Raw genomic sequence first — 19,558 nt, 5'->3', positions numbered from 1 at the left:
ACTTACCGTCATTGCCACTGAAGGAGGAAGACAGCATGCACTGGCAGACCCACACCGTTTTCAATCAACCGGCACCGCTTTCCAACAGCAACCTTTTTCTCTCGGACTGCGCCCTGCGCGATGCGGTTACGCGTGAAGGCGCCGAGTGGGATATTGAGTTGCTCGCCAGTATCGGGCAGCAATTAGGTACCGCGGAGTCGCTGGAGCTTGGCAGGCTGGCAAACGTCAACCCGCCCGAGCTGTTACGCTATGACCCAACGGGGGAGCGGCTGGACGACGTGCGTTTTCATCCGGCATGGCATCTGCTGATGCAGGGGCTTTGCGCCAACCGCGTGCATAACCTGGCGTGGGAAGAGGAGGCGCGTAAAGGGTCGTTTGTCGCTCGGGCCGCGCGCTTTGTACTTCATGCTCAGGTGGAGGCCGGCACGCTGTGCCCTGTCACCATGACATTCGCCGCCACGCCGCTGCTGCAGCAGGCGCTCCCCAAAATATTTCACGACTGGCTCACGCCGCTGCTCAGCGATCGCTACGATCCGCATCTGGCCCCCGGCGCGCAAAAGCGCGGCCTGCTGATCGGTATGGGGATGACGGAAAAGCAGGGCGGCTCAGACGTGCTCAGCAATACCACCAAAGCGGAAAAATGCAGCGACGGCAGCTACCGGCTGGTGGGGCATAAATGGTTTTTCTCCGTGCCGCAAAGCGATGCACATCTGGTGCTGGCCCAGGCTAAGGGCGGGCTATCCTGCTTTTTTGTGCCGCGCTTTTTACCCGACGGACAACGCAACGCCGTCCGCCTGGAACGCCTCAAGGACAAGCTCGGGAACCGCTCCAACGCCAGCAGCGAGGCGGAATTCCTCGATGCCTCCGGCTGGCTGTTGGGGGAAGAAGGTGAAGGGGTACGGCAGATACTCAAAATGGGCGGTCTGACGCGCTTCGACTGCGCGCTGGGCAGCCACGGACTGATGCGTCGGGCGCTGTCGGTGGCGCTTTATCATGCCCATCAGCGGCAAACCTTCGGTAAAAATCTTATTGACCAGCCGATAATGCGTGAGGTGTTAAGCCGGATGGCGCTGGTGCTGGAGGGGCACACGGCGCTGCTGTTCCGCCTGGCCCGCGCGTGGGACAAGCGTGCCGAGCCGCAAGAAGCTGCCTGGGCGCGGCTCTTCACTCCGGCGGCGAAATTTAGCGTGTGTAAAGCGGGCATCCCATTTGTCGCGGAGGCGATGGAAGTGCTGGGTGGGATCGGATATTGCGAAGAGAGCGAACTTCCCCGTCTGTACCGTGAAATGCCGGTCAACAGCATCTGGGAAGGATCGGGCAATATCATGTGCCTGGACGTGCTGCGCGTGCTGGCGAAGCAGCCGGGGACCCACGATCTGCTTGCAGACGAGTTTGCGCAGGTAAAAGGGCAGGACAGACACTTCGACCGCAGCTGGCGCCAGCTGCAGCAAAAACTGCGTAAGCCGCAGGAGGCACAGGGCCGGGAGATTGCTCAACAGCTCTTTTTACTGGGTGCCGGAAGCCAGATGCTGCGACACGCTTCACCGCCCGTGGCGCAGGCGTGGTGCCGCATGATGCTGGATTCCCGTGGCGGAACGCTAATGAGCGAGCAGGTGCAAAATGACCTGCTGCTGCGCGCCACGGGCAGAGTCGGTTAGCCTTTTAGCTGGAACAGGCTGACCAGTTGGGTGAGGTGTGAGCCTTTCTCGCGCAGCGTGTGTGCGGTCTGCTCGCTGCGCGAGACGCGGTCGGCGTTGATGTGCGACGCTTCGCCAATGTGCGTCATGGCAAGATTCACCTGCCCAATCCCTGCGGATTGTTCGCGGGAAGCGTGGTTGATCTCGGTAACCAGCTGGCTGATGTTATCGATATGAACAATGATGGCGTCCATAGCCAGACGCGTCTTTTCTGACAGCGCGTGGCCTTCGCTTACCTTGTTCAGCGTATCGCCAATCAGGTGTTCAATCTCCTTCACCGCGTTGGCACTGCGTGCCGCCAGGGCGCGAACCTCCTGCGCCACCACGGCGAAGCCTTTGCCATGTTCGCCCGCGCGAGCCGCTTCGACCGCCGCATTCAGCGCCAGAATGTTAGTCTGGAACGCGATGGACTCAATCACGCGGGTAATGTCCTCAATGCGTTTAGAGGCATCGCGGATGTCGTCCATAGTCGACACCGCGTGGGTGACCGTTTCGCCGCCCTGATGAACCGCGAGCGAGGTTTCACCCACCAGCTGCTGCGTTTGCTCCATGTTGGCGGCATTTTGCTGCACGGTGGCGGCCAGCTGCTCCATGCTGGCGGAAGTCTCTTCCACGCTGCTGGCCTGCTTGTTGATCTGCTCCGAGATTTCTCCGGTGTCAGAAGCCAGCGCATTGGTGCCCAAATGGATCTCGCCCGCGGCCTCACGCACCTGCAGGACAATTTTTTGCAGCCCATCGCCAATACCGTTGATGGCCTCAACCAGCTGGCCGACCTCATCCTGACGCGTTACGGGCAGGCTGGCGCGCAGATCACCCGCGGCATACTGGCGGGCCAGCTCGATCACGTTACGCAGCGGGCGGGTCAGCATCCGACGAATGAGCACCACAAACAGGCCCGCGAAGAGCACGGAAAGCACCACGCCCGCCAGCAGGAACCGGTCACGCATGGCGTTGACGCTTGCGAGAAGGACCGATTTATCCACTTCACCCACGATCGTCCAGTTCCAGCCCGGCAGCGGCGTATAGGCTATTTTCAGCGTGCGGCCGTCGTCACTTACGCGCTCCAGCGTGCCGGAGGAATCGCTCAGCAGTTGCTGTTGGGTGGCGCTGTCCCACTTCGGCAGTTGCCCCTCTTCACTGCCGTGAAACAGGAACTGCCCGCGCGTTTTACCGTTGCTGCGATCCAGCACATAGAAGTGCCCGCTCTCGCCCAGCCGACGGTTGAGGATTTTCTCTCGCATAACGTTCCATGAGTGTGTGATATCTACCCCAACAAAGATGATCCCAATAACCTGGCCTTCACCATTCTTAACCGGCTGGTACTGGGTGATGTAGCGTTTACCAAACAGCAGTGCCAGGCCACGGTAAACCTCGCCCCTGGTGACGGCCGCAAACGCCGGGCTGGTGGTATCCAGAAGGGTTCCCATCGCCCGGTCGCCATTCTCCTTGCGCAGAGAGGTGGCAACGCGAATAAAGTCGTTACCGCTGCGAACGAACAGCGTGGAGATTGCGCCCGTACGATTGAGAAAGTCGTCAGAAAAAGCATTGTTTTCATGCAGTTCAGATTCACCGCCTTTCAGCAAAGGCACATTGATCCCGCTAATGGTACGGGTCTGACTCGTATCGACCGTAAATGGCTGAGGCAGGAAAGTGGTAAACAGTCGGGTATAGCTTTCGACCTCTTCGCTCAGACTGGTATTAAACATCTGCACCATATCGACCATGCCGGTGGACTGGTTATGCAAATCTTCGACGGCAAGATCTTCAAGCTGCTGGCTGGCTTTATGGCTGAGCAGAAAAGTGAAAAGCAGAAACAGAATAGCGACACTCATACCGGTCAGCAGCGATAGCTTAGTGCCCAGACCCGCACGGCGGAAAGAATTGATCATAAATTGCTCATCATTGAAAAGGTATGCCTGTTCAACGGCAGAGCAGCGATAACATTTATGCTATTAATGTAACAAAATGTTATTTGTTTGTTTTTGGATGGTTTTGAAAAAGATAAAAGATTTGCAAAAACGAAAAGCCACTAAAATTAAGTGGCTTTTATCGGGAGGGGCTAAACATAGAGGATGGCTTGCACCCGCCAATGATCGACATGGTTATCTTCCTGCATCTGGATGATGCGATACCAGGAAGCGCCTTGTTCATCGGCTTTTAATGCAACGACACGTTCAACGTCTTGCGGGCTCCCCGAAATGTTATTCACGGAGATTTGGCCTATTTCATTCAGGCCAGTCACGCAATCAGCACTGGCGAATTCAGCTGATTGTGCGGTTGTGCTCACAAGGCCTGCTGAGAGCAACAGTGTGGTCAAGGCAAGAGTTCGTTTCATCGTCAGCTCCATTTCACATGTCTCCGGTATCCGCCGGGCAATCCTTCGCAAATAAACTCACTTCCATTGGTGCAGGCATGGAGTTTATTGTGGACAGGAAAATGTCTATGGACGCAAAGCAGTGTAAATGTCGTTCAAATGATCGCCATTACTTACGGTACAAAATCGCCTGCGAGTACCACTGTCCCGTAATGATGGTTTCGTCGATCATAATGATGACGTAATAATCTGCTTTGGCGGCTGCGGCTTGTGCTTCAATAGAGGCTTCCGCGTCATCCGGGGAACCGCGAACCAACGCGGAGACAGTGCCCATTCGCTGTAATCCTTCAGTCTGATTACGACGAATTTCCTGCGGGTGATCGGCGACCGGCGGAGCGGGTTGCGGTGTCCCCTGCAGCGCGCTACAGCCACTGAGCAGAAACACAAACAATAAAGCAACAAACCTGCGCATAACCATATCTCGTTTCCTGATAGCCTTAGTGTAGTTGCCTGCAAATTTAGTTTTGGGGGAATGTTCCCGAAGTGTTATCTGAGGCGAAGATTTCGAATGAAAATATCCAGAAACCGTAATCCAGCTCTCAAACATTATGAATCATTCATCAGTACAGGACCGACAATGATTGAACTCGAAACGCGGCACCTTGGTGATCGCGAAATATTACATGCTTTCCCCACCGGAAAAAGTGAGCAGCCGCTGCCAGTTGTGGTTTTTTATCATGGGTTTACCTCGTCAAAACTGGTTTATAGCTATTTTGCCGTGGCGCTGGCGCAGGCTGGATTCCGCGTTGTTATGCCGGATGCTCCGGATCATGGCGCGCGATTTTCGGGCAACGAGCAGGCGCGGCTCGGCCAGTTCTGGCAAATCTTGTACGGTAGCCTGACGGAATTCGCAGGGCTGCGCGATGCGCTTTTTGAGGCCGGGCTGGTGGAGAACGATCGCCTGGCGGTTGCTGGGGCTTCAATGGGGGGAATGACGGCGCTGGGGATCATGACGCATCATTCGGAGGTGAAGTCCGTCGCTTGTCTGATGGGGTCGGGCTACTTCACTTCGCTCTCGAAGACGCTGTTTCCCTCGCAGAACCCAGAAGATATCGAAGCGGCGCTGGCGGAGTGGGACGTCACCCATGCGTTACCGCACCTTGCCAATCGCCCGCTGCTGCTGTGGCACGGCGATGCGGATGATGTGGTTCCGCCTGACGGAACTTTCCGTTTACAGCAGTCGTTAAAGAATGAAGGGCTGGACGGCAATTTAACCTGCCTTTGGGAGGCGGGCGTTCGTCACCGTATTACGCCGACGGCGCTGGATGCCACGGTGAGCTTTTTCCGCCAGCACCTTTAAACCCGAAGAATTTTGACCCCTTGATCTTCCAGCTTCTGGAGGATCTCCGGGTTGGCATTTTTACCGGTGATCACCATGTCGATTTGCTCGGCACGGCTGAACAACATGCCTGCGCGCTCGCCCACTTTGCTGCTGTCGACCAGCACAACAAGCTTGCCTACCACGTTAAGCATGTTTTGCTCCGCCATGGCGGTCAGCATATCGGTTTTATACAGCCCATCTGTAGTCAGGCCTTTACCGCTGGTGAACATCCAGTGTCCGGCGTAGAGGCTATTTTCACTGTCCTGTGGGCTGAGCGTAATGGACTGGCTCTTATTGTACTGACCGCCCATGATCACTACGCTTTCATGCTCCTGGTCAATGAGATAGTTGGCCAGCGGCAAATAGTTAGTGATGATTTGCACCGGTTTGCCACACATCTCCCGCCCCAGTAAAAACGCCGTGGAGCCGCAGTTGATCACGACGCTTTCGCCAGGGTTGACCAGCTGTGATGCTGCTCTTGCAATCCGCACTTTTTCATCGTGGTTCTGCGCCTGATGAATGTTCATCGGCGTCCAGCGCGGACGCTGCTGGCTAATGGCTTCCGCACCGTTACGGACTTTTTTCAGTTTGCCACTTTCATCCAGCTTGTTGATGTCCCGTCGGGCGGTTGCCGGAGAAATACCTAATCGTTCGATCACTTTCTCAACGGTGATAAACCCTGTTTGCGCCAGGAGTTCCAGTAAAATTTGATGTCGTTGCGCTTCCGTCATGAGCTATTCCGATAAGAATTGATTTGAAAAGATGATATTTGAAATAGCGTGAAATTACTAAAATAAATATGACATCGCCAGACACAAGGTCTGGCGATTTGACTTCACATTCAGAGGAAGGACTTGAACGGTAGGTCAGGCTCAATGGTGAAGCAATCATCGAAACCACGTGGGTAGTGATATTCCAGATTATCTTTGTCCAGTGGCCAGGTGAACTTGCCACCGACCTGCCAGATGAACGGCTTGAAGCCATACTTCAGGCGGTCTTTTTTCATTTCCCACAGCACGCGGATTTCCTGCGGGTCTGCCTGGAAGTTTGACCAGATATCATGGTGGAACGGAATAACCACTTTGGTGTTCAGCGCTTCCGCCATGCGCAGCATATCGGCGCTGGTCATTTTGTCGGTGATGCCGCGCGGGTTCTCACCGTAGGAGCCCAGCGCCACGTCGATCTGGTGCTCGTTACCGTGCTTCGCATAGTAGTTGGAGTAGTGGGAGTCACCGCTGTGGTACAGAGAACCGCCAGGGGTTTTAAACAGGTAGTTCACCGCACGTTCGTCCATACCATCTGGCAGCACGCCCGCTGCTTTCTGATCGGCGGGCAGGGTGATCAATGCTGTACGGTCAAAGGCATCCAGCGCGTGGATTTCAATGTCTTTAATTTTTACTACATCGCCCGGTTTCATCACGATGCAGCGCTCTTTCGGCACGCCCCAACCGATCCACAGATCCACGCAGGTCTGCGGCCCAATGAACGGCACATCGTCCGCGCAGTTTTGCATCACCGCTGCAGCCACGTTCACGTCGATATGATCGTTATGATCATGGGTAGAGAGAACGGCGTCGATCTGACGAATTGCAAACGGATCGAGCACAAACGGCGTAGTACGCAGGTTCGGCTGCAGTTTTTCCACGCCCGCCATGCGCTGCATCTGATGACCTTTTTTCATCAGCGGGTTGCCGTGGCTCTGTTTACCGGTGCCGCACCAGAAATCGACGCAGATATTGGCGCCACCTTCTGATTTCAGCCAGATACCAGTACAGCCCAGCCACCACATTGCAAATGTGCCAGGAGCAACCTGTTCCTGCTCGATCTCTTCATTCAGCCAGCTACCCCATTCCGGGAAGGTGCTCAGAATCCATGATTCACGGGTGATGGTGTTCACTTTACTCATCGTTTTGACTCCTGGTTTAATCAAAAGTAATCACAATGTGATTTGTTGTGATTGATGCTGGCATCATTTGACGCGTTTTGCAATGGTAAAAATGGTGAATTTTATCTGTTCGACTTCACGGATTATCCGCTTTTTACTTGTTAGATTATCCGGTATTAATAATTAATTTCATGAATTATAAAGATTAATTTATTTTTCATGTACGGTAGTGAAAATCATTACTAACACCATGGAAATAATTTGCGTGATACGTCACAAATAATCAAATCCAATCTTGTGGTGATTATTTGTGATTACTAGAGTGATGGCACCAACCACACAGGGATTGCCCCTCGTGTTCTCATTTCTGGAGAGAGTTATGGAGATCCTCTACAACGTCTTTACCGTGTTCTTTAATCAGGTAATGACCAACGCCCCGCTGCTGCTGGGTATCGTGACGTGCCTGGGCTATATCCTGCTGCGAAAAAGCGTCAGCGTGATTATTAAAGGCACCATCAAAACCATTATTGGTTTTATGTTGCTGCAGGCGGGTTCAGGCATTCTGACCAGCACCTTTAAGCCGGTTGTCGCCAAAATGTCGGAAGTGTATGGCATTAACGGCGCTATCTCTGATACCTACGCATCCATGATGGCGACCATTGAACGCATGGGGGATGCCTATAGCTGGGTGGGGTATGCGGTTCTGCTCGCGCTGGCCCTGAACATCATTTACGTTCTGCTGCGCCGCATTACCGGCATTCGCACCATCATGCTGACCGGCCACATCATGTTCCAGCAGGCGGGGCTGATTGCGGTTTCTTTCTATATCTTCGGCTACCCAATGTGGACCACGATTATCTGCACCGCGGTGCTGGTTTCGCTCTACTGGGGTATCACCTCCAACATGATGTACAAGCCAACCCAGGAAGTGACTGATGGCTGCGGCTTCTCCATCGGTCACCAGCAGCAGTTCGCCTCCTGGATTGCTTACAAAGTTGCGCCGTACCTGGGCAAAAAAGAAGAGAGCGTTGAAGACCTCAAGCTGCCCGGCTGGCTGAATATCTTCCACGACAACATCGTTTCAACGGCAATTGTGATGACCATCTTCTTCGGCGCCATTTTGCTCTCCTTCGGCATTGACGTCGTTCAGGCGATGGCGGGTAAAACCCACTGGACGGTCTATATCCTGCAGACCGGCTTCTCCTTCGCGGTGGCCATTTTCATCATCACTCAGGGAGTACGTATGTTCGTCGCCGAACTGTCGGAAGCCTTCAACGGTATCTCCCAACGCCTGATCCCTGGCGCAGTGCTGGCGATTGACTGTGCTGCTATCTATAGCTTTGCGCCAAATGCGGTGGTCTGGGGCTTTATGTGGGGCACCATCGGCCAGCTGATTGCGGTAGGCATTCTGGTCGGCTGCGGCTCTTCAATCCTGATTATTCCTGGCTTTATCCCGATGTTCTTCTCCAACGCCACCATCGGCGTGTTTGCTAACCACTTCGGCGGCTGGCGCGCAGCGCTCAAGATCTGTCTGGTCATGGGCATGGTTGAAATCTTCGGTTGCGTGTGGGCGGTCAAGCTTACCGGTATGAGCGCCTGGATGGGCATGGCTGACTGGTCAATTCTGGCGCCGCCGATGATGCAGGGCTTTGCCTCCGTCGGACTGGTCTTTATGGCCGTCATCATTCTGATTGCACTGGCTTATATGTTCTTCGCTGGCCGTTCTCTGCGAGCTGAAGAAGATGCGGAAAAACAAACAGCAGAAGTGTCTGCTCATTAAGGAGTTTCGATTATGACCGTACGTATCCTGGCTGTATGTGGCAATGGGCAAGGCAGCTCCATGATCATGAAGATGAAAGTGGATCAGTTTTTAACCCAGTCAAACATCGACCACACGGTGAACAGCTGCGCAGTGGGCGAATACAAAAGTGAGCTGAACGGCGCAGACATCATCATCGCTTCTACCCACATCGCCGGTGAGATCACCGTGACGGGCAACAAATATGTGGTGGGCGTGCGCAACATGCTGTCGCCTGCGGATTTCGGCCCAAAACTGCTGGAAGTGATCAAAGAGCACTTCCCTCAAGACGTGAAGTAAGGACGAAACATGAAATTACGTGATTCGCTGGCAGAAAATAACGCCATTCTTTTGCAGGCGGAGGCCAGCACCTGGCAGGAGGCGGTGAAGCTGAGCGTGGATCTGCTGGTTAAGGCTGACGTTGTCGAGCCGCGTTACTACCAGGCCATTCTTGATGGCGTGGCGCAGCACGGCCCTTACTTTGTGATTGCGCCAGGCCTGGCCATGCCGCACGGCCGCCCTGAAGAGGGCGTGAAAAAAACCGGCTTTGCCCTTGTGACGCTGAAAACGCCGCTGGTGTTTAACCATGAAGATAACGACCCGGTCGACATCCTGATCACCATGGCCGCCGTGGATGCCAACACCCACCAGGAGGTGGGCATCATGCAGATCGTCAATCTGTTTGATGATGAAGCCAATTTTGACCGTTTACGCGCCTGCCGTACCGAGCAGGAAGTGCTGGATTTAATTGATAACGCCACTGCGGCGGCAGTCTAAGAGGAACTGAATATGTCATTACCAATGTTGCAGGTTGCGCTGGATAACCAAACGTTGTCCCACGCTTACGAAACTACCCGTCTGATCGCGGAAGAAGTGGACATCATCGAAGTGGGTACCATTCTGTGCGTGGGTGAGGGCGTTCGCGCCGTTCGCGACCTGAAGGCGCTCTATCCGCATAAAATCGTGCTGGCGGATGCCAAGATCGCCGATGCAGGCAAAATTCTTTCCCGCATGTGCTTCGAAGCGAATGCTGACTGGGTCACCGTGATCTGCTGTGCAGATATCAACACTGCGAAAGGCGCGCTGGACGTGGCAAAAGAGTTTAACGGCGACGTGCAGATTGAACTGACCGGCTTCTGGACCTGGGAGCAAGCGCAGGAGTGGCGTGACGCGGGCATTCAGCAGGTGGTTTACCACCGTAGCCGTGATGCGCAGGCTGCAGGCGTGGCGTGGGGTGAGGCGGATATCAGCGCCATCAAACGTCTGGCGGATATGGGCTTCAAAGTGACCGTCACCGGCGGCCTGGCGCTGGAAGATCTTCCGCTGTTCCAGGGCATTCCAATTCACGTCTTTATTGCCGGTCGTAGCATTCGTGATGCGGCGTCTCCGGTGGAAGCGGCGCGTCAGTTTAAACGCTCAATCGCTCAGCTTTGGGGCTAAGGAGCGGGTATGTTGTCAAAACAGGTCCCGCTTGGCATCTATGAAAAGGCACTCCCCGCGGGGGAGTGCTGGCTGGAGCGGCTGCAGCTGGCAAAACAGCTGGGCTTCGATTTTGTCGAAATGTCCGTGGATGAAACAGACGAGCGCCTCTCTCGCCTCGACTGGAGCCGTGAACAGCGACTCGCACTGGTGAGCGCCATTGCTGAAACGGGCGTGCGCGTGCCGTCCATGTGTCTGAGTGCCCACCGCCGTTTTCCGCTCGGCAGCGAAGATGATGCCATACGCGCGCAGGGGCTGGAGATCATGCGTAAAGCCATTCGCTTTGCGCAGGATGTCGGTATCCGCGTGATCCAACTGGCGGGTTATGACGTTTACTATCAGGAAGCCAACGATGAAACGCGCCGTCGTTTCCGCGATGGTCTGAAAGAGAGCGTTGAGATGGCAAGCCGCGCGCAGGTCACGCTGGCGATGGAGATCATGGACTACCCGTTGATGAACTCCATCAGCAAGGCGCTGGGCTACGCGCATTATCTCAATAATCCATGGTTCCAGCTTTATCCCGATATCGGCAACCTGTCGGCATGGGATAACGACGTACAGATGGAGCTGCAGGCGGGCGTCGGTCATATCGTGGCGGTGCACGTCAAAGATACCCGTCCTGGCGTATTCAAAAATGTTCCGTTCGGCACCGGGGTGGTGGATTTCGAACGGTGCTTTGAAACGCTCAAACAGACGGGTTATTGCGGGCCTTACCTGATTGAAATGTGGAGCGAAACGTCAGCCGACCCGGCTGCCGAAGTCGTGAAAGCGCGGGACTGGGTGCGCGAACGTATGGCGCGGGCGGGATTGCTGGAGGCTGAACATGCTTAAGCTTAAACAGCAGGTCTTTGAAGCCAACATGGATCTGCCTCGCTATGGCCTGGTCACGTTCACCTGGGGCAACGTGAGCGCTATCGATCGCGAGCAAGGTCTGGTAGTGATCAAGCCGAGCGGTGTGGCGTATAACACCATGAAAGCTGAAGATATGGTGGTGGTGGATCTCGAAGGGCGTGTCGTTGACGGCAAATGGCGGCCTTCATCAGATACAGCAACCCATCTGGCGCTGTATCGGCGTTATCCGTCCCTTGGCGGCGTGGTGCATACCCACTCCACGCACGCGACTGCCTGGGCTCAGGCGGGGCTGCCCATACCGGCACTAGGGACGACGCATGCGGACTACTTCTTTGGCGACATTCCCTGCACGCGCGCATTAACGCAGGCTGAAGTGGAAGGCGAGTACGAGCTCAACACCGGGAAGGTCATCATCGAAACGTTGGGCGAAAGTGAACCGCTGCATACGCCGGGGATTGTGGTATACCAGCACGGCCCGTTCGCCTGGGGTAAAGATGCTCACGACGCGGTACATAATGCCGTGGTGATGGAAGAGGTGGCCAAAATGGCGTGGATTGCCCGCGACATCAATCCACAGCTTCAGGGCATTGATGATTACCTGATGAACAAGCATTTTATGCGTAAGCATGGCCCGAATGCCTATTACGGGCAAAAGTGAATAAGTGCTCTGGAATACCAAAAACAGTTGTAACCGGTGGTATTCCGGAGCCATTCACAAAAAAAAGCCCCCGGGCAGGGGGCAAGTCAAGCTATGGCTATGTTCTCTTTGTTGGCTTTCCTGGTGCTAGCGTTAAAGCGTTATCGGTAAATATCTGCACTGGCGTGCATGTTGCCGTTGCTGCCGGGCTCACGGGTTAACATCACGTGGTAATAGGTTGCGCCCTGGGCATCGGTTTCTTCGTTTAATGCCTGATCTGCTTCACTTTCCGTGGCGAAATTATGATTGATGTAAATTACGCCCAAGCTTTGCACATCATCCATGTTTCTGGCCTGTCGGCTGTCTATCTTGATGGCTGCCATCGCGTTTGCACTGAGCAAAAGCGCCGCCATTATGGCTAATGCGATTTTTTTCATGATATGCGCTCCACGACTGCGTGCTGTGTGACGGTTTGTCCTGCTCCTTCTCGGTTTAGATGGGCTCTGATTAAAGTGTAATCGCTTATCGCTGCGCGATGAGTGACCATTTCTGATGGTGTTGTTCAAAAAAACAACGCTTCTCGGTGTGATTAATTTTAAATCACCGACTTAGACCCGCTTCGCGCTTTGTGCGAATTATTTGTGCAATCAGCTTGAGTTTCCAGGGGCGCGCAAGTATTATGACGCGTCAATTTTTCAGCCGACCTTTAACACGTTCCTTGCCTCCCCGGGCCTCGGCTGACCCAGACAGGAGGCTGAATAATCCGTAAGGAGCAATTCGATGCGTCATTACGAAATCGTTTTTATGGTCCATCCTGACCAGAGCGAACAGGTTCCGGGTATGATCGAGCGTTACTCTGCTGCCATCACTGGTGCAGAAGGTACGATCCACCGTCTGGAAGACTGGGGCCGCCGTCAGCTGGCTTACCCGATCAACAAACTGCACAAAGCACACTACGTTCTGATGAACGTTGAAGCGCCGCAGGAAGTGATCGATGAGCTGGAAACTACCTTCCGCTTCAACGATGCCGTTATCCGCAGCATGGTTATGCGTACCAAAAACGCAGTTACCGAAGCATCTCCGATGGTTAAAGCGAAAGACGAGCGCCGTGAGCGTCGCGATGATTTCGCAAACGAAACCGCAGATGATTCTGATGCTGGGGATTCTGAAGAGTAATTTCTGATGACCAACCGTCTGGCGTTGTCCGGCATCGTATGCAGGGCTCCCCTTCGAAAGGTCAGTCCATCAGGAATTCCGCATTGCCAGTTCGTGCTTGAGCATCGTTCTGTGCAAGAGGAAGCCGGGTTTCACCGGCAGGCGTGGTGCCAAATGCCCGTTATTATTAGCGGACACGAAAACCAGGCCATTACTCACAGTTTAACGGTCGGTAGCGCAGTAATCGTTCAGGGGTTCATCTCTTGCCACAAGGCAAAGAACGGCCTGAGCAAAATGGTTCTGCATGCCGAGCAGATTGATTTGATAGATTCTGGAGACTAGCCATATGGCACGTTATTTCCGTCGTCGCAAGTTCTGCCGTTTCACCGCGGAAGGCGTTCAAGAGATCGACTATAAAGATATCGCAACGCTGAAAAACTACATCACCGAAAGCGGTAAGATTGTCCCAAGCCGTATCACCGGTACTCGTGCAAAATACCAGCGTCAGCTGGCTCGCGCTATCAAACGCGCTCGCTACCTGTCCCTGCTGCCGTACACTGATCGTCATCAGTAATCGGGCACGGTCCATTAATACGACTTTAAGAGGATAAGGTAATGCAAGTTATTCTGCTTGATAAAGTAGCAAACCTGGGCAGCCTGGGTGATCAGGTTAACGTTAAAGCGGGTTACGCACGTAACTTCCTGGTTCCACAGGGTAAAGCTGTTCCAGCTACTAAGAAAAACGTTGAGTTTTTCGAAGCACGTCGCGCTGAACTGGAAGCCAAACTGGCTGACGTTCTGGCGGCTGCTAACGCTCGCGCTGAAGCAATCAACGCACTGGGCACTGTTACCATCGCGTCTAAAGCTGGCGACGAAGGTAAACTGTTCGGTTCCATCGGTACCCGCGATATCGCTGATGCAGTTTCTGCAGCAGGCGTTAAAGTGGCTAAGAGCGAAGTTCGTCTGCCGAACGGCGTTCTGCGTACCACTGGTGAGCACGAAGTTGACTTCCAGGTTCACAGCGAAGTGTTCGCTAAACTGGTTGTTAACGTAGTAGCTGAGTAATTTTTTACTCTGCTCACGTCGAAGCGCCGGCCTTGTGCCGGCGTTTTGCTTTTCTGGGGGACCAGAATTCATCATTTCTTCTTGTATGGTAGCTATTCCTGTCGCATTCTCTGATAATAAATTGAAACGCAATTTTATTTATGAGATTTGTCATGGATACCGCTCTGCCCACACCTGTCTTTGCGCGCCGAAATGTGGCCTATGCCTGCGCCACGCTCTGCTGTCTGCTCTGGGGTAGCTCCTACCCGGCCATTAAAAGTGGTTATGCGCTTTTCCAGATCGCAACCGATGATATTCCATCGAAAGTGGTATTTGCCGGATACCGTTTCCTGTTTGCCGGTGTGTTGCTGCTGTTATTTGCATTGGCCCAGCGAAAACCGATTGGCAGGCTTACGCCCACGCAGTTTGGCCAGCTCACCATCCTCGGCCTGACCCAGACGACTATTCAGTACACTTTCTTCTATATAGGCCTGGCCTATACGACGGGGGTGAATGGTTCAATCATGAACGCCACTGGAACCTTCTTCAGCGTGCTGTTGGCGCACTTTATCTACCACAACGACAAGCTGAGCTATAACAAAACGCTTGGCTGTATTCTCGGGTTTGCCGGAGTGATGTTGGTGAACTTCCACAGCGGGTTAAGCGATTTCCAGTTTGTCTGGAATGGTGACGGGTTTGTGGTGCTGGCTGCTTTTATTCTCTCCGCTGCCACGCTTTACGGAAAACGCATCTCCCAGACCGTTGATCCCACGGTGATGACCGGCTGGCAGCTGGCTATCGGTGGACTGGTGTTGGTGGGTGGCGGATATGCGACAGGCGGAACGCTGGAAGTGCACAGTATGAAGGCCATCGCCGTGCTGGGGTATCTGACGCTGCTCTCATCCGTCGCCTTTGCGCTGTGGAGCGTGCTGCTGAAAGTTAACCGCGTCAGTATGATTGCGCCGTTTAACTTCGTTGTGCCGGTGGCAGGCACAGTTTTATCCGCCATTTTCCTTGGGGAAAATATTCTGGATATCAAATATGCGATTGCGCTGGTATTGGTCTGTTCGGGGATCTGGTGGGTGAATAAGCGGAGTGCCTGAGAACAGTGTGCCGGGTGGCGGCTACGCCTTACCCGGCCTACAGAACTAGCGTGCGCGAATAAAACTGCCGTCGGTCTGACGCGTAAACAGCACCTGCTGGCCATTACCGGTATCGATCGTCAGGCCGGTCACCACGCCGCTGGCGTTCTGGCGGATCTGCACCATCTGTCCATTTTGCAGGTTGCTCAGCGGCTTGCCTGCGCCTTCCACCTGCGCCATAGCATAGACATCCGTAGCAGGCAGGTTGTGGTCGCGGAACAGCTGCGCGAGCGTTTTACCCGGCTCAACGCGGTAGGAACGCCACTGCTGTTCAATGCCTGTCGGTTGCTGAACCTGTGGCGCAGCGGCCTGCTCCTGAGGTTGTTCTTCCTGAACGGGTTCAGGCTCTACTGGTGCGACCTGGCCCGGATCGTTGGATGGCGTCACCAGCTGCGTCTGCATGGGCTGCGCGTCCGGCTGCGGTCGCGTTTGCGACTGGATATCCAGCTGCGCATTGCGGGTCACCGGCGCGGTATCAACGTCGTCGCCGCCAGAAGGAAGCAGGAAGCCCACGATCACCAGCAGCGCGCCAATGATAATGCCTCTGCGGTGCATAGGGGGCAGCGGGTCCATAATGCGAAAATTGTCTGGCGCCTGCCAGATTTTCGCCAGGGTAGGTTTCAGTTCAAATCGCCCGGGCATGGCTCTCCTCCTGCTCCGCGTCTTTTTTATCCTGTCCTGAGAAGTGTAGTTTGCTAACTGCCTGATGGGCGTAACAAAGCCAGCTTTCGTGACACATATTTGGGAAAATCCTGACTGGCTCTATTGTTTCTGTTTCGCCGCAGTTTGTCACCTTTACTTAAGACAAAGTTTTACCCATAAGGGCATGGCTGATATGCTGCCCGCTACTTTAAATGTGATGGAAGGAAAACCCATGACCACCCCGACTTTTGACACTATCGAAGCGCAGGCAAGCTACGGCATCGGCTTGCAGGTAGGACAGCAGCTGAGCGAATCCGGCCTGGAAGGTCTGTTACCGGAAGCGCTGGTGGCGGGTATCGCTGACGCGCTGGAAGGCAATCATCCGGCTGTTCCGGTTGACGTGGTGCACCGCGCGCTGCGTGAAATTCACGAACGTGCTGACGCCGTGCGTCGCGCGCGCTTCGAAGAGATGGCAGCAGAAGGCGTAAAATACCTGGAAGAGAACCGCGAGCGCGAAGGCGTGAACAGCACCGAATCGGGCCTGCAGTTCCGCGTGATCAACCAGGGTGACGGCGCGATCCCGGCACGCACCGACCACGTTCGCGTTCACTACACCGGCAAACTGATTGACGGTACCGTGTTCGACAGCTCTGTTGCACGCGGCGAACCGGCTGAATTCCCGGTTAACGGCGTTATCGCGGGCTGGATCGAAGCGCTGACCCTGATGCCTGTTGGCTCCAAATGGGAACTGACCATTCCTCAGAACCTGGCCTATGGCGAGCGTGGCGCGGGTGCGTCCATTCCGCCATTCAGCACCCTGGTCTTTGAAGTCGAGCTGCTGGAAATTCTGTAATCGGCTTTTCTTATTTCCTCTCTCCGTCCGGGGAGAGGAAAATAGTGATAAAACCTATAGTTACGGCGCAATCAACATTTTATCTTGCAAACGAAACTGTTGCGTGTATTTTTGTGAGCTGTTTCGCGCTGTATGAGTGATACGACACTCACTTTCAACATATTATTAACATAATATTCAAATCATAGTATTCATCCCGCCGATTCTTACCTAATATCGATTAGCCCTTACAAGGGACCGTCATTCTTTGACGTATTTAAAGGCCAGAAGAGCCTTAACAACACAGACAGGCATAAACAGGAAAATATCACATGGTAGATCAGGTCAAAGTCGTCGCCGACGAAGAGGCGTCGTCTGAACAGTCGCTACGGCGCAATCTCACAAACCGTCATATTCAGCTTATCGCTATCGGGGGTGCCATCGGTACCGGGCTGTTTATGGGGTCAGGCAAAACCATCAGTCTTGCCGGGCCGTCGATCATCTTCGTTTATATGATCATCGGTTTTATGCTTTTCTTCGTGATGCGCGCAATGGGTGAATTGCTGCTCTCGAATCTCGAATACAAATCTTTCAGCGACTTTGCTTCCGACCTTCTGGGGCCATGGGCGGGCTATTTTACCGGCTGGACCTACTGGTTCTGCTGGGTTGTCACCGGTATGGCTGACGTTGTGGCCATCACGGCGTACGCGCAATTCTGGTTCCCCGGCCTCTCGGACTGGGTGGCTTCGCTGGCGGTGATTGTCCTGCTGCTGAGCCTGAACCTCGCCACCGTGAAAATGTTCGGCGAGATGGAGTTCTGGTTCGCGATGATCAAAATCGTCGCTATCGTGGGGCTGATTGTTGTGGGTCTGGTAATGGTGCTGACGCACTTCCAGTCGCCAACCGGCGTTCAGGCATCATTTACCCATCTGTGGAATGACGGCGGTTGGTTCCCGAAAGGCCTTAGCGGCTTCTTTGCGGGCTTCCAGATAGCGGTGTTTGCGTTTGTCGGGATTGAGCTGGTGGGTACCACGGCTGCGGAAACCAAAGATCCGGAGAAATCCCTGCCGCGCGCCATTAACTCCATTCCGGTGCGTATCATCATGTTCTACGTCTTCGCGCTGATCGTGATTATGTCCGTGACGCCGTGGAGTTCGGTGGTGCCAACCAAGAGCCCGTTCGTTGAGCTGTTCGTGCTGGTGGGTCTGCCTGCTGCCGCGAGCCTGATTAACTTCGTGGTGCTGACCTCAGCGGCTTCATCTGCAAACAGCGGCGTGTTCTCCACCAGCCGTATGCTGTTTGGTCTGGCGCAGGAGGGCGTTGCACCGAGCGCGTTTGCCAAGCTGTCTAAACGTGCAGTACCGGCGAAAGGGCTGACCTTCTCCTGCATCTGCCTGCTGGGCGGTGTGGTGATGCTGTACGTCAACCCGAGCGTGATTGGCGCGTTCACCATGATTACCACGGTCTCTGCGATCCTGTTTATGTTCGTCTGGACCATCATCCTGTGCTCGTACCTGGTGTACCGCAAACAGCGTCCACACCTGCATGAGAAATCGATCTACAAGATGCCGCTGGGCAAGCTGATGTGCTGGGTATGCATGGCGTTCTTCGTCTTCGTGCTGGTGTTGCTGACGCTGGAAGATGATACCCGTCAGGCGCTGATCGTCACGCCGCTGTGGTTTATCGCGCTGGGGCTGGGCTGGATGTTTATCGGTAAGAAACGGATGGCTGGCGTAAGGTAAAAGCAAAACGGCAACTTCGGTTGCCGTTTTTAGTTTTTGCACCCTCTCCCCGTGGGAGAGGGCCTGGGTGAGGGCGTCAGGCCGCAGCGGCCTTTTTTATTCCCCGGCCAATGCCCGCGGGAACAGCACGTTATTCTCAAGACTGATGTGTTCCATCAGGTCGTCGATCATCTCGTTAATGCCGTTGTACATCGCTTTCCAGGTCGTACACGCTTCTGGCGGCGGCGTGACGTTGTGGGTGGTGTGCTTGATCACGTCCAGCAGTTCGCCCGCGTCATCGTGCTCGCTTTCCATCACGCTGATAGGCCCCATCGCCTGGCTCCCCATGCCCTGTTTAATCATCGGGAAGAGGATCTGCTCTTCTTTCATCATGTGGCTGGACAGCTCTTCGTGCAGCATGGTCAGGTATTTTGCCAGACCGCGCGGTACGGAGGGTTTGTCAGCGTGAACGCGCTCAACTTTCGTTGCCTGCAGGATCAGCTCCGGCAGCTGTTCACGGTGACGGTCATGGTAACGCACGATGATGTGGTCGATGATTTCCGCGAGCGGTGCGGTGCGCCAGTCTTTATCGATGGGCTGCTCGGCCAGCTGTGCCAGCTCGGCTTCAATCACTTCGACATCCAGCTCTTTACGCGACGCGGCGCGCGCCAGGGTTTGCTTACCGCCGCAGCAGTAATCCATATCGTATTTACGAAACAGCGCAGAAGCGCGAGGGATGGAGAGCGCCAGCTCGCCCAGGGGTTGGTCGCGGAAGGCCATAGCAGTTACCTCGTCATGAATAATATAAGATGCATATTAAATGCATCTTTAAGGCGAGGCTATAACCCTTTAGAGGGAAGGGAGAGAATGAGATGTGGATCACAAAAAAATGTCTCTTTTAACTCCCTGAATGAACATAAGAAAGTGCTTTAGAAAGTTTTTAAAGGTGTAGAAACAGTAAACAACGCGCCGAGCCTGC

General features: G+C 54.4%; 23 protein-coding genes. 15 read left to right on the top strand and 8 right to left on the bottom strand.

All coding sequences use genetic code 11. The annotated features are described in order from the left end of the window. Positions 1–35: 35 nt before the first annotated feature. Positions 36–1,658, top strand: a complete 1,623-nt coding sequence (locus KW829_RS19015) for an isovaleryl-CoA dehydrogenase (protein ID WP_214606020.1) — start codon at positions 36–38, stop codon at positions 1,656–1,658. Here the strand turns inward: KW829_RS19015 and KW829_RS19010 are convergent. The 3 genes from KW829_RS19010 to bsmA all read right to left on the bottom strand — a co-directional run bounded on the left by KW829_RS19010 (position 1,655) and on the right by bsmA (position 4,489). After that, a complete protein-coding gene (locus KW829_RS19010; protein WP_214606019.1) occupies positions 1,655–3,586 on the bottom strand; it encodes a methyl-accepting chemotaxis protein in 1,932 nt (643 codons plus the stop codon). The genes KW829_RS19015 and KW829_RS19010 overlap by 4 nt on opposite strands. 170 nt (positions 3,587–3,756) lie before the next feature. Continuing rightward, positions 3,757–4,032 (bottom strand): DUF1471 family protease activator YjfN, encoded by a 276-nt coding sequence (yjfN, locus tag KW829_RS19005; RefSeq protein WP_139157912.1) that lies wholly within the window; start codon positions 4,030–4,032, stop codon positions 3,757–3,759. Between the two features lie 148 nt (positions 4,033–4,180). Beyond that, the gene (gene bsmA / locus KW829_RS19000; RefSeq protein WP_218308825.1) at positions 4,181–4,489 is read right to left on the bottom strand and encodes a biofilm peroxide resistance protein BsmA; all 309 of its coding nucleotides are present in this window, start codon (positions 4,487–4,489) and stop codon (positions 4,181–4,183) included. Positions 4,490–4,648: 159 nt separating this feature from the next. Here bsmA and yjfP point away from each other — a divergent pair, with 159 nt between their 5' ends. Further along, positions 4,649–5,371, top strand: a complete 723-nt coding sequence (gene yjfP / locus KW829_RS18995; RefSeq protein WP_218308824.1) for an esterase — start codon at positions 4,649–4,651, stop codon at positions 5,369–5,371. Here the strand turns inward: yjfP and ulaR are convergent. Both ulaR and ulaG read right to left on the bottom strand, forming a co-directional pair. Beyond that, positions 5,368–6,123 carry an HTH-type transcriptional regulator UlaR gene (gene ulaR, locus KW829_RS18990; protein WP_042713424.1) on the bottom strand — a complete coding sequence of 252 codons (756 nt, stop codon included), beginning with the start codon at positions 6,121–6,123 and terminating at the stop codon, positions 5,368–5,370. The two genes, yjfP and ulaR, sit on opposite strands and share 4 nt — an antisense overlap. A gap of 110 nt (positions 6,124–6,233) precedes the next feature. After that, positions 6,234–7,298, bottom strand: a complete 1,065-nt coding sequence (ulaG, locus tag KW829_RS18985; RefSeq protein WP_010427455.1) for an L-ascorbate 6-phosphate lactonase — start codon at positions 7,296–7,298, stop codon at positions 6,234–6,236. 358 nt (positions 7,299–7,656) lie between these two features. On the opposite strand from ulaG, the gene ulaA reads away from it, so the two are divergent. From ulaA to KW829_RS18955, 6 genes are read left to right on the top strand one after another with little or no spacing between them, the layout of a single operon-like run. After that, positions 7,657–9,057 (top strand): PTS ascorbate transporter subunit IIC, encoded by a 1,401-nt coding sequence (ulaA, locus tag KW829_RS18980; protein WP_089599122.1) that lies wholly within the window; start codon positions 7,657–7,659, stop codon positions 9,055–9,057. A gap of 12 nt (positions 9,058–9,069) precedes the next feature. Then, a complete protein-coding gene (ulaB, locus tag KW829_RS18975) occupies positions 9,070–9,375 on the top strand; it encodes a PTS ascorbate transporter subunit IIB (protein ID WP_000218355.1) in 306 nt (101 codons plus the stop codon). Between the two features lie 9 nt (positions 9,376–9,384). Beyond that, positions 9,385–9,852, top strand: coding sequence for a PTS ascorbate transporter subunit IIA (gene ulaC, locus KW829_RS18970; RefSeq protein WP_010427452.1), 468 nt, complete (start codon positions 9,385–9,387; stop codon positions 9,850–9,852). A 12-nt stretch (positions 9,853–9,864) separates the two neighbouring features. Beyond that, a complete protein-coding gene (gene ulaD, locus KW829_RS18965) occupies positions 9,865–10,515 on the top strand; it encodes a 3-keto-L-gulonate-6-phosphate decarboxylase UlaD (protein WP_023334265.1) in 651 nt (216 codons plus the stop codon). A gap of 9 nt (positions 10,516–10,524) precedes the next feature. After that, complete coding sequence (locus KW829_RS18960; protein ID WP_010427449.1) at positions 10,525–11,385, top strand: L-ribulose-5-phosphate 3-epimerase; 861 nt, start codon at positions 10,525–10,527, stop codon at positions 11,383–11,385. Then, positions 11,378–12,064, top strand: coding sequence for an L-ribulose-5-phosphate 4-epimerase (locus KW829_RS18955; RefSeq protein WP_218308823.1), 687 nt, complete (start codon positions 11,378–11,380; stop codon positions 12,062–12,064). The genes KW829_RS18960 and KW829_RS18955 overlap by 8 nt, the downstream gene beginning before the upstream one ends. 140 nt (positions 12,065–12,204) lie before the next feature. Here KW829_RS18955 and yjfY read toward each other — a convergent pair whose 3' ends face one another. Next, positions 12,205–12,480, bottom strand: a complete 276-nt coding sequence (gene yjfY / locus KW829_RS18950; protein WP_010427445.1) for a DUF1471 family protein YjfY — start codon at positions 12,478–12,480, stop codon at positions 12,205–12,207. Positions 12,481–12,823: 343 nt separating this feature from the next. On the opposite strand from yjfY, the gene rpsF reads away from it, so the two are divergent. The 5 genes from rpsF to KW829_RS18925 all read left to right on the top strand — a co-directional run bounded on the left by rpsF (position 12,824) and on the right by KW829_RS18925 (position 15,345). Continuing rightward, a complete protein-coding gene (gene rpsF / locus KW829_RS18945; protein ID WP_014068637.1) occupies positions 12,824–13,219 on the top strand; it encodes a 30S ribosomal protein S6 in 396 nt (131 codons plus the stop codon). 6 nt (positions 13,220–13,225) lie between these two features. Next, on the top strand, positions 13,226–13,540 hold the full coding sequence (gene priB / locus KW829_RS18940) for a primosomal replication protein N (RefSeq protein ID WP_008502895.1): 315 nt from the start codon (positions 13,226–13,228) through the stop codon (positions 13,538–13,540). A gap of 4 nt (positions 13,541–13,544) precedes the next feature. After that, a complete protein-coding gene (gene rpsR, locus KW829_RS18935) occupies positions 13,545–13,772 on the top strand; it encodes a 30S ribosomal protein S18 (RefSeq protein ID WP_000135199.1) in 228 nt (75 codons plus the stop codon). 41 nt (positions 13,773–13,813) lie between these two features. Then, complete coding sequence (gene rplI, locus KW829_RS18930) at positions 13,814–14,263, top strand: 50S ribosomal protein L9 (RefSeq protein WP_008502894.1); 450 nt, start codon at positions 13,814–13,816, stop codon at positions 14,261–14,263. Positions 14,264–14,415: 152 nt separating this feature from the next. Further along, positions 14,416–15,345, top strand: coding sequence for a DMT family transporter (locus KW829_RS18925; protein WP_010427442.1), 930 nt, complete (start codon positions 14,416–14,418; stop codon positions 15,343–15,345). Positions 15,346–15,390: 45 nt separating this feature from the next. On the opposite strand, the gene KW829_RS18920 is transcribed toward KW829_RS18925, so the two are convergent. Further along, positions 15,391–16,026, bottom strand: coding sequence for an OapA family protein (locus tag KW829_RS18920; RefSeq protein WP_089599117.1), 636 nt, complete (start codon positions 16,024–16,026; stop codon positions 15,391–15,393). Positions 16,027–16,258: 232 nt separating this feature from the next. Here KW829_RS18920 and fklB point away from each other — a divergent pair, with 232 nt between their 5' ends. Both fklB and cycA read left to right on the top strand, forming a co-directional pair. Further along, complete coding sequence (gene fklB / locus KW829_RS18915) at positions 16,259–16,879, top strand: FKBP-type peptidyl-prolyl cis-trans isomerase (protein ID WP_172411118.1); 621 nt, start codon at positions 16,259–16,261, stop codon at positions 16,877–16,879. 311 nt (positions 16,880–17,190) lie between these two features. After that, entirely contained in the window at positions 17,191–18,600 is a 1,410-nt protein-coding gene (gene cycA / locus KW829_RS18910; RefSeq protein ID WP_108417884.1) for a D-serine/D-alanine/glycine transporter, read from the top strand. A 96-nt stretch (positions 18,601–18,696) separates the two neighbouring features. On the opposite strand, the gene ytfE is transcribed toward cycA, so the two are convergent. After that, positions 18,697–19,359 (bottom strand): iron-sulfur cluster repair protein YtfE, encoded by a 663-nt coding sequence (gene ytfE / locus KW829_RS18905; RefSeq protein ID WP_089599115.1) that lies wholly within the window; start codon positions 19,357–19,359, stop codon positions 18,697–18,699. Between the last annotated feature and the right edge of the window lie 199 nt (positions 19,360–19,558).

Source organism: Enterobacter sp. ENT02 (assembly GCF_019219165.1).
Lineage (GTDB): Bacteria > Pseudomonadota > Gammaproteobacteria > Enterobacterales > Enterobacteriaceae > Enterobacter > Enterobacter mori.
Note: the sequence above shows the minus strand (reverse complement) of the source record. Positions and strands in the feature narration are given on the sequence as shown.

What these genes read in the sequence shown, in the direction of transcription:
- ulaG (WP_010427455.1), bottom strand. Translation starts at nt 7,298, where the DNA reads ATGAGTAAAGTGAACACCATCACCCGTGAATCATGGATTCTGAGCACC.
- ulaA (WP_089599122.1), top strand. Translation starts at nt 7,657, where the DNA reads ATGGAGATCCTCTACAACGTCTTTACCGTGTTCTTTAATCAGGTAATG.
- ulaD (WP_023334265.1), top strand. Translation starts at nt 9,865, where the DNA reads ATGTCATTACCAATGTTGCAGGTTGCGCTGGATAACCAAACGTTGTCC.
- fklB (WP_172411118.1), top strand. Translation starts at nt 16,259, where the DNA reads ATGACCACCCCGACTTTTGACACTATCGAAGCGCAGGCAAGCTACGGC.
- rpsF (WP_014068637.1), top strand. Translation starts at nt 12,824, where the DNA reads ATGCGTCATTACGAAATCGTTTTTATGGTCCATCCTGACCAGAGCGAA.
- ulaR (WP_042713424.1), bottom strand. Translation starts at nt 6,123, where the DNA reads ATGACGGAAGCGCAACGACATCAAATTTTACTGGAACTCCTGGCGCAA.
- rplI (WP_008502894.1), top strand. Translation starts at nt 13,814, where the DNA reads ATGCAAGTTATTCTGCTTGATAAAGTAGCAAACCTGGGCAGCCTGGGT.
- yjfY (WP_010427445.1), bottom strand. Translation starts at nt 12,480, where the DNA reads ATGAAAAAAATCGCATTAGCCATAATGGCGGCGCTTTTGCTCAGTGCA.
- KW829_RS19010 (WP_214606019.1), bottom strand. Translation starts at nt 3,586, where the DNA reads ATGATCAATTCTTTCCGCCGTGCGGGTCTGGGCACTAAGCTATCGCTG.
- KW829_RS18925 (WP_010427442.1), top strand. Translation starts at nt 14,416, where the DNA reads ATGGATACCGCTCTGCCCACACCTGTCTTTGCGCGCCGAAATGTGGCC.
- ytfE (WP_089599115.1), bottom strand. Translation starts at nt 19,359, where the DNA reads ATGGCCTTCCGCGACCAACCCCTGGGCGAGCTGGCGCTCTCCATCCCT.
- KW829_RS18955 (WP_218308823.1), top strand. Translation starts at nt 11,378, where the DNA reads ATGCTTAAGCTTAAACAGCAGGTCTTTGAAGCCAACATGGATCTGCCT.
- KW829_RS18960 (WP_010427449.1), top strand. Translation starts at nt 10,525, where the DNA reads ATGTTGTCAAAACAGGTCCCGCTTGGCATCTATGAAAAGGCACTCCCC.
- yjfP (WP_218308824.1), top strand. Translation starts at nt 4,649, where the DNA reads ATGATTGAACTCGAAACGCGGCACCTTGGTGATCGCGAAATATTACAT.
- priB (WP_008502895.1), top strand. Translation starts at nt 13,226, where the DNA reads ATGACCAACCGTCTGGCGTTGTCCGGCATCGTATGCAGGGCTCCCCTT.
- ulaB (WP_000218355.1), top strand. Translation starts at nt 9,070, where the DNA reads ATGACCGTACGTATCCTGGCTGTATGTGGCAATGGGCAAGGCAGCTCC.
- KW829_RS19015 (WP_214606020.1), top strand. Translation starts at nt 36, where the DNA reads ATGCACTGGCAGACCCACACCGTTTTCAATCAACCGGCACCGCTTTCC.
- yjfN (WP_139157912.1), bottom strand. Translation starts at nt 4,032, where the DNA reads ATGAAACGAACTCTTGCCTTGACCACACTGTTGCTCTCAGCAGGCCTT.
- cycA (WP_108417884.1), top strand. Translation starts at nt 17,191, where the DNA reads ATGGTAGATCAGGTCAAAGTCGTCGCCGACGAAGAGGCGTCGTCTGAA.
- KW829_RS18920 (WP_089599117.1), bottom strand. Translation starts at nt 16,026, where the DNA reads ATGCCCGGGCGATTTGAACTGAAACCTACCCTGGCGAAAATCTGGCAG.
- bsmA (WP_218308825.1), bottom strand. Translation starts at nt 4,489, where the DNA reads ATGGTTATGCGCAGGTTTGTTGCTTTATTGTTTGTGTTTCTGCTCAGT.
- rpsR (WP_000135199.1), top strand. Translation starts at nt 13,545, where the DNA reads ATGGCACGTTATTTCCGTCGTCGCAAGTTCTGCCGTTTCACCGCGGAA.
- ulaC (WP_010427452.1), top strand. Translation starts at nt 9,385, where the DNA reads ATGAAATTACGTGATTCGCTGGCAGAAAATAACGCCATTCTTTTGCAG.